The sequence below is a fragment of the Microbacterium sp. ANT_H45B genome (assembly GCF_008369345.1).
In the GTDB taxonomy this organism is placed as follows: Bacteria; Actinomycetota; Actinomycetes; order Actinomycetales; family Microbacteriaceae; genus Microbacterium.
The window spans coordinates 444,213-458,615 of sequence record NZ_VOBK01000001.1 but is presented as its reverse complement, the minus strand read 5'-3'; the positions used below and the strand labels follow the sequence as shown (position 1 = coordinate 458,615).

Below are 14,403 nucleotides of genomic sequence, written 5' to 3'. Positions count from 1 at the left end.
TCCGACATGTGGCGTGTCGGCCCCCGAAACGGGGAGGGTCGTGTCGGCCCCCGAAACGGGGAGGGTCGCGTCAGCCGTCGCGTCAGGCGCCGCCGCGGCGGCGGCTGCGGCCTCGGCCTCGCGGGCGGCCCGCATCTCGGCCCTCGTGCGCGGAACGTCGGGTCGCTGATCGTCAGTACTCATACGGGTCCCGCGGCTCGTCGATCGCCGTCACCGTGGTCGGTTCGACGTGCAGCGATCCGTCGACGTCGGCCTTCACCGTGCCCTCGACCTGCACCCACTGACCGGTGGAGTACTCGCCCGCCTCGATCGTCACGGGCAGCGTCGCGGGCTGCGCGTCGATCACACAGTGCGTGATGACCAAGCGGGTGAGGTTCACGCCGTCGGCATCCGTCGGCGTGACGAACCCCGTGAGGGTGACGGTCTTGCCGTCGTACGCCGCGGTGTTGGTGGCCGTCGCGAACACGCTCGCCCAGTCGCCCACACCGAAGGTGGAGGTGTCGGCCACGCCGAGGGTCACGTCGTCCGCGCCCGCGAAGAGCGCCGTCTGCTCTCCCACCCGCGACATCGCGAGCTCGACCGACAGCGACGCGGGAGGCAGCACGAGCGCGGCGATCACGACACCGGATGCCACGACGCCGCCGGTCACCGTGCCGGCCAGCGCGAGGGTGCGGCGGGGCGTGGACGCGGCATCCGGATGCTCCGATGACTCCGCGGCCGCATGCCCGTGATCGTGCCCGTGATCGCCCTCTTCGCCGAGCGGCAGCGCGAACGACCAGATCGCGCCCGCGATGGTCACGACGGCAGCGGTGCACGCGAACCAGATCGACTCGGGGCTGATGTAGAGATTCAGTCGACCGGTGAGCCCGAGGCCGAGCGTCACGACGGCGACGAGCGTGGCCAGGCCGATGCCCAGCCAGCGGCTGCCGAGTGCCCGGCGTCGGTCGACGCGGTCGTGGACGCGGTCGTGGGTGCGGTCAGACAAAGACGTTCACCCCGATCCCGATCGCGAAGGCGGCGAACACGACGACGCCGACGATGCCGACGAGCGTGCGGGTGGTGAAGGTGGTGCGCATCAGCGCGAGCATCTTGACGTCGACGAGGGGGCCGACGAGCAGGAACGCCACCAGGGCACCCGACGAGAAGGTCGAGGCGAAGGAGAGCGCGAAGAACGCGTCGACATTCGAGCAGATGGCGACCGTCATCGCGAGGGCCATCATCGCGAGGATCGACAGCACCGGGTTCGAGCCGATGGCCAGCAGCACGTCGCGCGGGATCAGCACCTGCACGGCTCCGGCGAGCGCCGAGCCGATGATGAGCGCGGGCATCACCGCGCGCAGCTCGACGAGGAACTGCGTGAGGCTGCGGCGCACCGGCGTGCCGTGTTCGTGGGTGACGCGATCGCAGGTGTCGACGAAACGCTGCGTGAGCATGCCGTTCGGGTCGGGGTGACGGCTGTAGATCCAGCCGATGAGGTTGGCGATCAGGTAGCCGCCGATCAGACGGGCCACCAGGATGCCGTCGTCGAAGCCGAACGCCGCGTGCGTGGTGAGGATGACGATCGGGTTCACGATCGGCGCGGCGATGAGGAAGGTCATGGCCTCGGCCGGCGCGAGTCCGCGCATCATGAGCCCGCGCGCGAACGGCACGTTGCCGCATTCGCACACCGGGATGAGCATGCCCAGCAGCGACAGCACCGCACGACGGGCCCAGGCGCGCTTCGGCAGCCAGCGGTGGATGACGTCGGCGGGCAGCCACACCTGCACCACGATCGAGAGCAGCACGCCGAGGACCACGAACGGCAGCGCCTCGATCAGCACGCTCATCGCGAGCGTCAGGCCGTCCTGGGCCCTGGCGGGAAGGCTGGCGGTGAACAGGTCGGGCAGGAACCGGTCGATGAGGAACAGCGCGACCACCAGGGCCGCACCGAGTGCGACGCCGACCCATGGCGAGCGCGGCGACCGAGAGAGTCGTTGCGGGTGCGGGGTGTGGGTGGCGGTCGGGGCGCTCACGCGGTCGCTACCTCTTCGGCGTCGCGCTTGTTGGTGCAGGAGGCGCACAGGCCGAAGATGTCGACGACGTGCGCGGCATCCGTGAACCCGTGCAGTGCCGCGGTGCGATGCGCCCACTGCTCGACGTCGGTCGCCTCGATCTCGACGGTGAGCCCGCAGTTGCGGCAGATCAGATGGTGGTGGTGGCCCTGCGTGGTGCAGGCGCGATACAGCGCCTCGCCCTCGGGGCTCTGCAGCGAGTCGGCGTCGCCGGCAGCCGCGAGTCCGGCGAGCGCACGATAGACCGTCGCGAGGCCGATGCCGGTGTTCTCATCGCGCAGCCCGGCGTGCAGATTCTGCGCGCTGACGAAGCCGCGCGCATCGGCGAGAGCTTCGCGCACGCGCTCGCGCTGCCAGGTGTTCCGCTGAGCCATACCCACGATTCTAGGCGCGCCGCCCTTGCCGGGCCCTGGGAGTGTCAGGCGCGCACGCGGCGCACACCGCCGCGAGCGCGCTGGATGATCCAGCACACGACGTAGATCGTGAACGACAGGGTGGTGATGTACGGGCTCACCGGCAGTGTGCCGGCGAGAGCGAGCAGGATTCCGCCGACCGCCGACACGAATCCGAACAGGGCCGCGAGCAGGGGCACGGCCACCGGTCCTGCGGTGAGGCGCATCGCGGCGGCGGCCGGGGTCACCAGCAGCGCCATCACGAGGAGCGCGCCGATGATGTGCACGCTCACGGCCACGATGAGTCCGAGCAGCACCATGAACAGCAGGCTGACGGCACGCGTGGGCACTCCGCGCGCGGCGGCGGATTCGGGATCGAGCGAGTCGAAGCGCAGCGGGTTCCACATCAGCAGCAGCCCCAGCAGCACCACGATGCTGATGCCGAGCAGCCAGCCGAGGTCGGGGCTCGACACCGAGACGATCTGTCCGGTGAGCAGGCTGAACCGGTTGGCGCTGCGCCCGTCGTAGAGCGAGAGGAAGAGGATGCCGAGGCCGAGGCCGAACGGCATCAGCACGCCGACGATCGAGTTGCGGTCCCTGGCCTTCGCACCGAGCACGCCGATCAGGACGGCGGCCACGAGCGCCCCGCCGAGCGACCCCGCGACCACACTGCCGCCGAAAAGCAGCGCTGCGGCGGCTCCGGCGAACGACAGCTCGCTGACCCCGTGCACCGCGAACGCGAGGTCGCGCTGCATCACGAAGACGCCGATGAGTCCGCCGACGATGCCGAGCACAGCACCCGCGATGATCGAGTTCGCGAGCAGGGCGACGAGCTCGCCGTAGTCCTGGAAGGAGAAGACGTCGCTCCAGTCGACCGCCGCGACGATGCCGGTCATGACAGTCATGCGGCACCTCCGTGGTCGTGGGCGTGGTCGTGGTGGGGCTCGGCGTCGGGCACGCCGACCACGACGAGACGGTCGCCTGCCCGCAGCACGAACACCGGGGTGCCGTAGAGGGCGGTGAGCACACGCGTCTGCAGCACCTCTTCGGGGGTGCCGAGAACGAACCGCCCGCCGGCGATGTACAGGATCCGGTCGACCCTGCCGAGGATCGGGTTGATGTCGTGCGTGACGAAGAGCACGGCCGCGCCGCGCTCCCGGCGCTGCCGATCGATGATGTCGGTGACGGCGACCTGGTTCGCGAGGTCGAGGTTCGACAGCGGCTCGTCGCACAGCAGCAGCGTCGGCTCGTCGGCGAGCGCCTGCCCCACGCGCAGCCGCTGCTGCTCACCGCCGGAGAGCAGTCCGACGCGTCTGTCGGCGTAGTGCGAGGCGCCGACGGATTCGAGCAGCCGGTCGACCTTCTCCCGGTCGCCCCGATGCGGCACGGGGAAGCCGAATCGGCTGCCCTGCACCCCCAGAGCCACGAGGTCGCGGGCCCGCATGCTCGTGTCGGGGGCGAGCGAGCGCTGCTGCGGGATGTACCCGATGCGCGGATTCCCCTTGCGCACCGGCCCGCCGGCCACCGTGATCTCTCCGGACGAGAGGGGCTGCAGGCCCAAGATCGCCCGCAGCAGTGTGGTCTTGCCCGACCCGGACGGACCGAGCACGGCGATGAACTCACCCGCCTGCACCGTCAGATCGAGACCCGACCACAGCTCCCGGTCGCCGCGCTGCAGAGCGGCTCCACGAATGTCGAGAACGGGGTCCTGCGTCTCGGCTCCTGCCCGCGCGTCGGCGGCGGCGCTCACGACTGGAGCGCGTCGGCGAGGCTCGTGATCGCGTCACTCATCCACTCAGAGTACGACGATCCGTCGGGGAGCAGCTCCGTGAAGGCCACGACGGGGATCCCGGCGGCGGTCGCGGCGTCCTCGACGCGCTGCGTCTCGGCTCCCCCGGTCTGCGCGTTGGTGAGCAGCGCACGCACGTCTCCGCTCTCGATCACGTTCAGCGTCTCGAGCAGGGTCGCGGGGGCGACGTCGCTGCCCTCCTCGACCGATTCCGCGAAGCCCTCGGGGGTGACGTCGGTGAGCCCGGCGGCCGCGGCGAGGTATCCGGGAACGGGCTCGGTGATGATGACGTTCGCCCCACCGGCCTCGGTCTTCAGCGTCTCGAGGTCGGTCTCGAAGCCTTCGAGGTCGGCGACGATCTTCTTCGCGTTGGCGGTGAAGTCCGCCTCGCCGTCGGGGTCGATCTCGCTCAGCTCGTCGGCGATCGCCTCGACGACGTGGATCATCGTGTGCGGGTCGAACCAGACGTGCTCGTTGAAGCCCTCGATGTGGTCGTGGCCTTCGTGACCCGCTTCGCCATCTGCGTGGTCATGCGCGTCCTCGCCCTCCTCGGCGGAGTGCTCGTGCCCCTCGTTTCCGGGGTAGTCGTGCGAGAACTCGACCGCGGTGACCAGATGCGGGTCGCCGGCATCCTGCAGCAGCGTGTCGATGAAGGCGTCGTAGCCGCCGCCGTTCTCGATGACGAGGTCGGCCTTCTGCACCGTGAGGCGGTCGCGCGCCGAGGCCTCGTACGAGTGCGGGTCCTGCGTGACGGACTCGATGATCGAGGTGACGTCGACGCGGTCTCCGCCGATCTGTGCGGCCAGGGAGCCGTAGACGTTGGTGCTCGCCGCCACGGTGACGGTGCCGCCGTCCGCACCGGCCCCCGCGGGGGCGGAGGAGCATCCGGCCAGCGTCAGGGCGGCGACGGATGCGAGGGCGAGGGCGACGAACGGCTTCTTCATGTCGCCCACTCTAGACGCTAATGAGAACCATTATCAAATTGACGGCGGGCGCATTTCGTCTCGCTGCGCTCGCTCAGCGACCGGGCCCCTGTCGTCAAGTGGGAGCCCGGCCGTTGAGCGAGGAGCGCAGCGACGAGACGAAACGCGTCAGCCGATCAGACCGGACGCGATCCACACCGTCGAATCCGCCGGTACAGCCCCGTCGACGACGGTGCCGAGCACGACATCCGCAGCATCCGTCCCGAGCTCGAACGGCTCCGCCCCGAAGTTCGTCACGACCTGCCAGCCGTTCGGGCGGGCGAAGCGCAGCACGTCGGCGCGACCGGTCTCGATCCACTCGAGGCTCTCGTCTGTCTGCAGCTCGCGACGCAGCCGCAGAGCCTCGCGGTACAGGGTCAGAGTCGACGACGGGTCGCCGTCCTCGACATCCACCGCGTACCGGCCGAACCAGTCGGGCTGGGGCAGATGCGCCTCGCCGGATCCGAATCCGAACGAGGGGCCGGATGCCGTCCACGGCAGCGGCACACGGCATCCGTCACGTCCGAGACCGTCGAAGTCGGCTCCGCGGAAGAACGAGGGGTCCTGTCGCTCGTCCGGACCGATCTCGGCGACCTCCTGCAGACCGAGCTCCTCGCCCTGGTAGAGGTATGTGCTGCCGGGCAGGCCGAGCAGCAGCAGCGTCGCGGCGTGCGCGCGGCGAAGACCCCCCTCGCGGTCGAGCTGATCGGCGGGGCCTCCGGCGGCGACCCACTCCACGCCCTGCTTCACCCCGGTGCGACCGGCGAGCGGCGCCAGACCGTAGCGGGTCGCGTGACGCGTGACGTCGTGGTTCGACAGCACCCAGGTGGTCGACGAGCCGGTCTCGCGAGCCTGCGCGAGGTTGTCGGCGATGATCGTGCGGAACTGCGTCGCGTCGAAGTCCGCGACGAGCAGGTCGAAGTTGAACGCCTGCCCGAGCCCCTCCGCCGACGCGTACTTCGCCCGGCGCTCGGGTGTGCGCACCCAGGCTTCGGCGACGGCCGTGCGGGGCGGGTCGTACTCGTTGAAGACCCGGCGCCACTCGGCGTACACCTCGTGCACGTCATCGCGGTCGTACAGCGGGTGGCTGCCGTCGTGCGGCAGGAGCTCGAGCTCGGCGGTGCTCGGCAGCGGTTCGCTGAGATCCTTGGTGAGCATGTGCGCCACGTCGATGCGGAAGCCGTCGACGCCCCGGTCCGACCAGAACCGCAGGGTCGTCAGGAAGTCCTCCCGCACCTCCGGGTGATCCCAGTTGAGGTCGGGCTGCTCGGGCGCGAAGCTGTGCAGGAACCACTGTCCGTCCTCGACGCGCTCCCAGGCCGATCCGCCGAAGGCGGCGGTCCAGTCCGTCGGGGGCTCGGAGCCGTCGGGCCCGGAGCCCTCACGGAAGATGTACCGCTCGCGCGCCGCCGAGCCGCGCCCTGCGGCGAGCGCCTCCCGGAACCATTCGTGCAGATCCGACGAGTGGTTCGGCACGATGTCGACGATCACGCGGATGCCGCGCTCGTGCAGCGCCGCGACCATGTCGTCGAAGTCGTCGAGCGTGCCGAGACGCGGGTCGACGTCGCGGTAGTCCGCCACGTCGTAACCGCCGTCGGCGAGGGCCGAGGGGTAGAACGGGCTGAGCCACACGGCGTCGATGCCGAGATCGCGCAGGTAGTCGGCGCGCGAGACGATGCCCGGGATGTCGCCGAGTCCGTCGCCGTTCGCGTCCGCGAAGCTGCGGGGGTAGATCTGATACACGGCGGCCTGCCGCCACCATGCTGCCGTCGTGTCGTCGCGGGTCTCGGTGAGAAGCGCATCGGTCATGAGGGGTACTGCTCCTTCGTGTTGCGGTCTGCGGTGGGAGATGCGTCAGCCCTTGACGGCGCCCTGCGTGACGCCCTCCATGACGAAGCGCTGCGTGAACAGGTAGGCCAGGATCGCCGGGGCCATCGCCATCAGGTACGAGGCGAACGACACGTTGTAGTTGTTGCTGAACTGGGTCTGGAACAGGTTCTGCCGCACGGGCAGGGTCTGCATCGCGGGATCGGAGATGATCAGCGACGGCATCATGAAGTCGTTCCAGGCGTACAGGAACGCGAAGATCCCGACGGTCGCGCTCATCGGTGCGAGCAGCGGGAAGATCAGCTGCCAGAACGTCTGCCACGTCGTCGCGCCGTCGATGCGCGCGCTCTCCTCGAGCTCGAGCGGGATCGAACGGAGGAATGCGGTGAACAGCAGCACGCTGAAGCTCAGCTGGAACATCGTCGCGAGGATGATCACGCCGAACGGGTTGTCGAGTCCGACCCATCCGGTGAGCTGGATCTGCGGCAGCGCGACCACGGGGAACGGGATGAACATCGCGGCCAGCAGGTAGAAGAACGACCAGCGGAACAGGCGGTGGTCCCAGTTGCGGACGATCGCGTACGAGGCGAATGCCGCGAGGATGATCGTCGCGATGACCGTTCCGGCGGTGACCAGCAGCGAGATGCCGGCGCCGACCGGGAACTTCGTGAGGTTCCATGCCTCGACGAAGCCGTCGATGCTGAACGGAGCCGGCAGCGAGAAGGCGTTGCCGTCGACCGCCTGGCCGGTGGTCTTGAAGGCCATCGAGATGGTCACGTACAGCGGCAGCAGCACGGTGAACGCGCACAGGATCAGGATGATCGTGCCCGACCAGTTGACGCGCTCCATACGGATGCGCGGCTTCTTGCCCGAGGTGGGGATGGTGGTGAGTGTCTGCGTCGACATCAGAGTGCGTTCCTTCCGCGGGTCAGCGACAGCTGCAGCAGGGAGATGAGCACGGCGACGATGAAGAAGATCGTCGCGTTCGCCATCTGGTAGGCGTAGTCGCCGCCGTTGAAGCCCGCGATGATCGTCATCGCGACGCTGCGGGTGGAGGTGCCGGGTCCGCCGTTGGTGAGGCCGACGATGATGTCGTAGGCGTTGAGGAAGCCCTTGAAGCCGAGGATCACGTTGATCACCACGTAGCCGGCCACGAGCGGCAGTGTGATGCGGAGCAGCTGCTGCGTCTTGCTCGCGCCGTCGATGCTCGCGGCCTCGTACACCTCGCCCGGCACCGAGAGGAGCCCTGCGATGTAGATCAGCAGCGTGCCCGGCACGGCCTGCCAGGCGGTCACGATGACGATCGCGACCCAGGCGAGATCCGGATTGGCGAGCAGGCTGGTCGACAGCCACGGGATGCCGGTGGCGGCGCCCGCGGCCGGGATGGAGTTGGAGAAGAGGAAGTTGAAGACGTAGGCGATGATGATGCCCGAGATCACCATGGGGATCACGAAGATCGTGCGAAGACCCGTCTTGAAGCGGATGCGGGAGGTCAGCCCGACCGCCAGCAGGAACGCGATCACGTTGACGACGATCACCGTCGCGATCGAGAAGCCGAACGTGAACAGGTAGCTCTGCAGGATGGCCGGGTCGCTGAACATCGCGATGTAGTTGGTCAGCCCGTTGAAGCTCCACTCTCCGATGCCGATCGAGTCGGTGAAGCTGAAGAAGATCCCCATGACGCCGGGCACCGTGATCGCGAGCGTGAAGAGCACCAGCGTCGGCAGCAGGAACAGGTAGTAGATCGGCTCGACCTTGCGAGTGCGGCGCCCGAGCTTGCGGGTGCCGCCCGTGACGATCGCCGTGGTGTCGGTCGTCGCGCTGTTCGGCCTGGTGAGGTTCGACGCGGCGGGAGTCGCCGCGGGATTCGGGAGAGCGGGATTCGGGAGAGCGGTGTTCGTCATGGCGTGGACTCCTCTGTCTCGCCGGATGCGGAGTCCTCACCGGAGGCGTTGTCCTGGGTCGACGGGATCGGAGCGCGGAACGCGATCCTCGCCCAGTCGGCATCCATGGTGCGCAACGTGGAGGTCGGGGACGCGCCGAGCACCATGGCCTGCGCGTAGTTGAAGACCGGAAGGGTCTTGGGCACGAGCACCGACGGACCCTGATAGATCTGGCCGTTCTGGTAGTACTCGACCATGCCCGCGACGCGCGGGTCGTCGGGAGCCGGAGCATCGTTCGTGGGGGTGAACCCGAGCTGCGAGGCGTTGTACTCCTCGATGTGCTCGGGCAGGAACAGGTACTCCAGGAAGTCACGGGCGGCCTCCTGGTGGCGCGATCCCTCGGGGATCATCGCGGCGAGGTCCATGTTGACGCGCACGCCGAGGTCGGCGGGGTCGTCGGTCATCGGCAGCGGGAAGGTGCCGAGGTCGAGGTCGGGGGCGGTCTTCTCGATCTCGCTGAACGCCCACGGCCCCTGCAGGTACATCGCGGCCTCGCCCTTGCCGAAGGCGAGGTTGCCGTCGCCGTAACCCCGGCTCGCGGCATCCGCGTTCGTGTAGTCCTTCACCAGCGTCATCATGCGATCCATGGGCTCGGCGAAGTCCTTCTCGAACGAGACCTCCGAGTCGGGTCCCACACCGGTGCCTTCGGTCGCGAGCGTGTCGAAGAAGTCGATCACGTCGACCGATCCGCCGGCGGTGTAGTCGTACCAGCCCTGCGCGACGGTCCAGTCGTCCTTGAAGGTGGCGTAGAACGGGTCGATGCCCGCCTGCTTCAGCTGATCGCAGACGGCGAGGAGCTCGTCCCAGGTCTGCGGGACCTCGAGGCCCTGCTGCGCGAAGATCTCCTTGTTGTAGATCACGGAGGCGCCCATCACCGAGTAGGGCAGTGCGCTCGTGCGCCCCTCGCACGACCCGTACTGCTCCATCAGGGGCTGCAGGTCGTCGCGGATGGTCGAGGCGGCGTCGGTGCCCGACAGATCGGTGAGCGCGCAGCGCTGCACGAAGCGGGCGATCTCGTAGTTGTAGTTGGCGAGCATGATGTCGGGCGGGTTGCCCCGCACGAAGCTGGCCGAGACGACATCGACACCCGAGGTGTCGATCTCGACGCGGACGTCGTCCTGCGAGGAGTTGTACTGCGCCACGAGCTCGGTCATGAACTCGATCGCCTCCCGCTTGCTGAAGGTGAAGCGGATGGTCTCGGTTCCGCCGGCCGTCGAGCAGCCGGTGAGGGCGGCCCCGACCAGGGCGAGAGCGGCCGCACCGGCGACGATCTGCGCCGGGCGTGGTGGTTTGACAGACACCGTTGTCCTTTCATGCTGTAGATACGCAGACTAAATCTAGTGAGCGAATTTACTTCGATGAACGGTACTGTCTCATGTGAACGAGAGTGAGGTCAAGACCCGTGACAGAAGTATCCGCAGGTCTGGGCACCGGACGAGCCAGTGTCGGCGCGATCCTCGACTTCGCGTGGACCGCCGGCGAGTTCACCGCGAGTGAGGCGATGGCGACCACCACGCTGACCCGCTCGACCGCGATCGACGCGATCGACACCCTCGTCGACGCCGCCGTGCTGCGGGAACTCCCCAACGCACGGGTGGCAGGGAGCTACCGCGCGGGGCGCCCCGCGCGGCGCTTCGTGCTGGCATCCGACCTCGGCGTCGTCATCGGGGTGGATGCCGGAGACACCCACCTCGCGGTCACGATCTCGGATCCGCTCGAGCGCACCCTCGTGCACCACCGCACCGACCTCGATCCGACGCAGTCGGCGGCTGCGCGGCGCGCGACGATCCTGGACCAGATGGCGCACGCGCTCGCCGAGGCCGACGTCTCGCGCGAGGCGGTGCTCGCGATCTGCGTCGGGGTCGCCGCGCCGGTGAACAGGGCCGGCATCTCACCGCCGCACCCCGAGGGCTTCTGGGAGCGCACCAACCCGGGGCTCGCCGACGCTCTCGACGAGTGGGCCCCCGTCGTCGAGATCAAGAACGACGCCCAGCTCGCCGCGATCGCCGAGGGGTCCGCGGGGGCCGCGGTCGGATGCCGCGACTACGTCGCCCTGCTCGCGAGCGAACGGTTCGGCGGGGGCGTGGTCGTGGACGGCCACGTGCTGCACGGCGCGCACGGCGGCGTCGGCGAGGGCGTCGTGTTCGACCACATCATCGGAGTCGGGTCGGCCTTCGGCCTGCGATACGCCCTGCAGGACGAGGTGCGTGCGGGGGTCGAGAGCGGCGAGATCTCGTCGGAATCGGCGATCGGCCGGCTCGCGGGCGCGGAGCGCATCGATCCGCGGACCGTGTTGACCGCGGCATCCGCCGGTGATGCCGATGCGCGGCTCGCGACGTCGCGGGTCGGCGCGACCCTCGCCCGCGTCGTCGGCGTGCTCGGCAGCATGTACGACCCGGCGCGCGTAATCATCTGCGGAGGGGTCGCCGAGAGCATCGAGCCCGTGCTCGCCGCCGCACGCGAGGTGCTGCCGGCCCAGCTGCACCTGCCGGCCCCCGAGATCCTCGCCTCCACGCTCGGCGCCGAGGTCGTATCGATCGGCGCCGTCGCGACCGCGCGGATGGCCGCCCGCGAGGTGGCCGTGCCCCTGCTGGCGGAACGGCGCCTCAGCGCGGTCGGCTAAGTCCGCGGGTCTCGGGCAGCGAGAAGGGTGGCGGTGCCGGATGTCTCGAGCACTGCCACCCTCGTCGATGCCGACGCTTTCGCGACTAGGTCGCAGAGACCCATCTGACTCCCGCGGCGTTCGCCGTGTAGCGGCGCACCGCATCCGTTTCGATCTCTTCGATGAACGGGACGATCACCTGCCACAGCGCCCAGTGCTCGGCCGAACCCGGTTCTCCGTCGTCTTCGCCGTCATCGAGCACGGGGACCTGGGCTGCGAACCCGAAGCGGGCCGCGTTCTCGTCTGAGACGAGTACTTCCAGCACCGCGCCGCGAGCGGCGACGGACAGCAGCTGCAGCCTCGCCGGAATCAGCGCAGTTCCGTGGGCGGTGTCCCACGTGCTGCGGACCGCGCGGACGAGTGCGTCGTCGGATGTGTCGGGTTCCATGGCAGGGCCTTTCCTCAGCTGGCGACGTTGATCACCCATTGCGGGCACACGGTGACGCCCATGCAGTATGCCGTGATGAGGCCCTTCTGGTAGTTGTCGCTCATGCGGGTGTTCTCGACGACCACCTTGACGGCCATGGTGCGCTTCGGGGTGCAGGAGCCCAACCAGCACTCCCATTCAATCGCGTCCGTCACGTAGATGATGGCGCTGCCCTGAATCACACGGCCCCCGTCGGGGCGAGGGAACTTCGTGGTCTTCTGGATCATGTTCAGGTTCACGTGATGCTTGTTCTGAACCTTCGTCAGACCCCAGGTGGTGCCATTTCCCGCGCGCGCGACTGTCGACTTCGCGATCTTGTCTGTCCACCTCGAGACGATCCGATACGCAGGATCCGCTGCGGCGGCCGCCGCCAGATCCTCAGGCGATGCCGGCGCCATCTGCGAGGTATCGGGCGCCGCAGAGCGTGACCGCGACGACGCGTCGAACGAGTCGGCCCGCGTGACCTGAGCCTCGACATCAGCCTGCGCGGCTGTGCCTTCTGCACCCGTCGGCACGTAGCCGAAAGTGGTGAAGGAGGTCGGGTCGTCCGCAGCGTCCGCAGCGTGCGCGGCTGACGGCACGAGAAGTGCGCCCACCATCACCACAGTCGCGACCAGTGCAGACCGGAACCGCCTCTTCGTCGTCATACGTCATCCTTCGCTCGATGGATCGGCTGTCCCGCTCACTATAGGAATCGGCGAGCGCCACGTATGTCACCCTTTCGGGGGACACACGGCGGCCCTTTCGGACGGGCGAGCACTTCCTGACACACCTCATTCCGTCCCCGTAAAACGGTCGCGGCACGGGCGAGCCCAGGGTGAGCAGGCACGCGTCGGCGCAGCATCCTGACAACTCGAGAACAGAGCCTGAGGCCCCATGGGGCCCTCGTCGCTTTCACACTGCCCGGGGTCACGTGTCGACTTACCAATCCAGAAGATCAGCCCCTCCCCCTGAAGTGCTCTCAGCCGATGCACTGTTGCGGGCCGGCTCACATCACTCCACGAGCAGTGCGGGCTCCTCGAGCACGGAGGCCACGTCGGCGATGAAGCGGCTCATGCCGTCGCCGTCGATCACGCGGTGGTCGAAGGATCCGGCAACCGTGGTGACCCAGCGGGGACGCACCTCGCCGTCGACGACCCACGGCTTCTGGCTGATCGTGCCCATGGCCACGATGCCCGCCTCGCCGGGGTTGATGATGGGCGTGCCGGCATCCATCCCGAACACACCGATGTTGGTGATCGTGATCGTGCCGCCCTGCTGGTCGGCGGGGCTGGTCTTGCCCTCGCGCGCCGTCAGGGTGAGGCGGTTCAGGGCCCGGGCGAGGTCCTTCATGCTGAGGTCCTGCGCGTCCTTGATGTTCGGCACCAGCAGGCCGCGGGGGGTGGCCGCCGCGATGCCGAGATTCACGTAGTGGCGCACCGAGATCTCGGCCCCGCCCTCGGTCTCCACCCAGGCCGCGTTCACCATCGGGGTGCGGCGGGCCGCCCAGATGACCGCGCGAGCCATGATGAGCAGCGGCGAGACGCGGATGTCGGCGTAATCGGGCGAGGCCTTGAGGCGCTTGACGAGCTCCATCGTGCGGCTCGCGTCGATCTCCTTCCACACGGTCACGTGCGGGGCGGAGTAGGCGCTCTGCACCATCGCCGACGAGGTGGCCTTGCGCACGCCCTTGACCGGGATCGACTCGGTGCGGTCGTCGGACGCGGTCGCTGCCGGCGCGGCCGGCGACAGCCCCCGGGCGAGGCCCGAGGGTGCGCTCTGCGGCGCGGGCACCGTCTCCTCGCGCACGGCACCCCACTCGGGCGTCTCGATGTTGCGGAACACACTGGCCTGCTGGGCGTGGGTGACGACGTCGTCGCGGGTGACCTCGCCGTCGGCGCCGGTCGGCGTGACGGTCGTGAGGTCGACGCCGAGGTCGCGGGCGAGCTTGCGGATCGGAGGCTTCGCGATCACGCCGACGGACGAGCGCACCGGACGCTCCGCCGGACGCTTGCGACGAGACGTCGCGCCGCCGCCGGTGCCGTAGCCGACGAGGACCGACCCGCCGCCCTCTTCGGGCGCGGGCGCCTCGGCGGTCGCGACCACGCCGGGACCGGCGTCGTCGCGGGCATCCGTCACGAAGGTGATGATCGGGGCGCCGACCTCGACCGTCTCGCCCTCGGCTGCGAGCAGCTCGCCGACGACGCCGGCATGCGGCGAGGGCAGCTCGACGAGCGACTTGGCCGTCTCGATCTCGCAGATGACGTCGTTGATGGCGACCGTGTCACCGGGTGCGACCTTCCACGTCACGATCTCGGCCTCGGTCAGCCCCTCGCCGACATCGGGAAGGGTGAAGTTCTGCGTGCTCATG

General features: G+C 69.0%; 14 protein-coding genes. 1 reads left to right on the top strand and 13 read right to left on the bottom strand.

What is annotated here, in order from left to right; all coding sequences use genetic code 11:
* Nucleotides 1–172 precede the first annotated feature (172 nt).
* The 10 genes from FQ142_RS02225 to FQ142_RS02180 form a co-directional block, all read right to left on the bottom strand.
* Nucleotides 173–985, bottom strand: a complete 813-nt coding sequence (locus tag FQ142_RS02225; protein ID WP_149422042.1) for a TIGR03943 family putative permease subunit — start codon at nucleotides 983–985, stop codon at nucleotides 173–175.
* Nucleotides 978–2,012 (bottom strand): permease, encoded by a 1,035-nt coding sequence (locus tag FQ142_RS02220; RefSeq protein WP_149422041.1) that lies wholly within the window; start codon nucleotides 2,010–2,012, stop codon nucleotides 978–980. The genes FQ142_RS02225 and FQ142_RS02220 overlap by 8 nt, the downstream gene beginning before the upstream one ends.
* Complete coding sequence (locus FQ142_RS02215) at nucleotides 2,009–2,425, bottom strand: Fur family transcriptional regulator (protein ID WP_056414776.1); 417 nt, start codon at nucleotides 2,423–2,425, stop codon at nucleotides 2,009–2,011. The genes FQ142_RS02220 and FQ142_RS02215 overlap by 4 nt, the downstream gene beginning before the upstream one ends.
* Before the next feature lie 44 nt (nucleotides 2,426–2,469).
* On the bottom strand, nucleotides 2,470–3,339 hold the full coding sequence (locus FQ142_RS02210; RefSeq protein ID WP_056419197.1) for a metal ABC transporter permease: 870 nt from the start codon (nucleotides 3,337–3,339) through the stop codon (nucleotides 2,470–2,472).
* Between the two features lie 5 nt (nucleotides 3,340–3,344).
* Nucleotides 3,345–4,193: a metal ABC transporter ATP-binding protein gene (locus FQ142_RS02205; protein ID WP_149422040.1), complete on the bottom strand. Its 849-nt coding sequence runs from the start codon at nucleotides 4,191–4,193 to the stop codon at nucleotides 3,345–3,347.
* The gene (locus FQ142_RS02200) at nucleotides 4,190–5,176 is read right to left on the bottom strand and encodes a metal ABC transporter solute-binding protein, Zn/Mn family (protein ID WP_149422039.1); all 987 of its coding nucleotides are present in this window, start codon (nucleotides 5,174–5,176) and stop codon (nucleotides 4,190–4,192) included. Before FQ142_RS02200 ends, FQ142_RS02205 begins: the two co-directional genes overlap by 4 nt.
* 147 nt (nucleotides 5,177–5,323) lie before the next feature.
* A complete protein-coding gene (locus tag FQ142_RS02195) occupies nucleotides 5,324–7,003 on the bottom strand; it encodes a glycoside hydrolase family 13 protein (protein ID WP_149422038.1) in 1,680 nt (559 codons plus the stop codon).
* A gap of 45 nt (nucleotides 7,004–7,048) precedes the next feature.
* A complete protein-coding gene (locus FQ142_RS02190; RefSeq protein ID WP_149422037.1) occupies nucleotides 7,049–7,927 on the bottom strand; it encodes a carbohydrate ABC transporter permease in 879 nt (292 codons plus the stop codon).
* On the bottom strand, nucleotides 7,927–8,925 hold the full coding sequence (locus tag FQ142_RS02185; RefSeq protein ID WP_235564042.1) for a carbohydrate ABC transporter permease: 999 nt from the start codon (nucleotides 8,923–8,925) through the stop codon (nucleotides 7,927–7,929). The genes FQ142_RS02190 and FQ142_RS02185 overlap by 1 nt, the downstream gene beginning before the upstream one ends.
* Nucleotides 8,922–10,265 carry an ABC transporter substrate-binding protein gene (locus FQ142_RS02180; protein WP_149422036.1) on the bottom strand — a complete coding sequence of 448 codons (1,344 nt, stop codon included), beginning with the start codon at nucleotides 10,263–10,265 and terminating at the stop codon, nucleotides 8,922–8,924. Before FQ142_RS02180 ends, FQ142_RS02185 begins: the two co-directional genes overlap by 4 nt.
* Nucleotides 10,266–10,366: 101 nt before the next feature.
* Here FQ142_RS02180 and FQ142_RS02175 point away from each other — a divergent pair, with 101 nt between their 5' ends.
* Nucleotides 10,367–11,587 (top strand): ROK family protein, encoded by a 1,221-nt coding sequence (locus FQ142_RS02175; protein WP_149422035.1) that lies wholly within the window; start codon nucleotides 10,367–10,369, stop codon nucleotides 11,585–11,587.
* 85 nt (nucleotides 11,588–11,672) lie between these two features.
* Here the strand turns inward: FQ142_RS02175 and FQ142_RS02170 are convergent, their stop codons facing one another.
* From FQ142_RS02170 to FQ142_RS02160, 3 genes are all read right to left on the bottom strand, one after another.
* Nucleotides 11,673–12,014, bottom strand: a complete 342-nt coding sequence (locus tag FQ142_RS02170) for a hypothetical protein (protein ID WP_149422034.1) — start codon at nucleotides 12,012–12,014, stop codon at nucleotides 11,673–11,675.
* Between the two features lie 14 nt (nucleotides 12,015–12,028).
* Nucleotides 12,029–12,700: a hypothetical protein gene (locus FQ142_RS02165; protein ID WP_149422033.1), complete on the bottom strand. Its 672-nt coding sequence runs from the start codon at nucleotides 12,698–12,700 to the stop codon at nucleotides 12,029–12,031.
* Nucleotides 12,701–13,046: 346 nt separating this feature from the next.
* Nucleotides 13,047–14,402, bottom strand: a complete 1,356-nt coding sequence (locus FQ142_RS02160; RefSeq protein ID WP_149422032.1) for a dihydrolipoamide acetyltransferase family protein — start codon at nucleotides 14,400–14,402, stop codon at nucleotides 13,047–13,049.
* Between the last annotated feature and the right edge of the window lies 1 nt (nucleotide 14,403).

Coding starts and splice junctions, on each gene's coding strand:
- FQ142_RS02195 (WP_149422038.1), bottom strand. CDS start 7,003: ATGACCGATGCGCTTCTCACCGAGACCCGCGACGACACGACGGCAGCA.
- FQ142_RS02170 (WP_149422034.1), bottom strand. CDS start 12,014: ATGGAACCCGACACATCCGACGACGCACTCGTCCGCGCGGTCCGCAGC.
- FQ142_RS02200 (WP_149422039.1), bottom strand. CDS start 5,176: ATGAAGAAGCCGTTCGTCGCCCTCGCCCTCGCATCCGTCGCCGCCCTG.
- FQ142_RS02165 (WP_149422033.1), bottom strand. CDS start 12,700: ATGACGACGAAGAGGCGGTTCCGGTCTGCACTGGTCGCGACTGTGGTG.
- FQ142_RS02160 (WP_149422032.1), bottom strand. CDS start 14,402: ATGAGCACGCAGAACTTCACCCTTCCCGATGTCGGCGAGGGGCTGACC.
- FQ142_RS02185 (WP_235564042.1), bottom strand. CDS start 8,925: ATGACGAACACCGCTCTCCCGAATCCCGCTCTCCCGAATCCCGCGGCG.
- FQ142_RS02215 (WP_056414776.1), bottom strand. CDS start 2,425: ATGGCTCAGCGGAACACCTGGCAGCGCGAGCGCGTGCGCGAAGCTCTC.
- FQ142_RS02210 (WP_056419197.1), bottom strand. CDS start 3,339: ATGACCGGCATCGTCGCGGCGGTCGACTGGAGCGACGTCTTCTCCTTC.
- FQ142_RS02190 (WP_149422037.1), bottom strand. CDS start 7,927: ATGTCGACGCAGACACTCACCACCATCCCCACCTCGGGCAAGAAGCCG.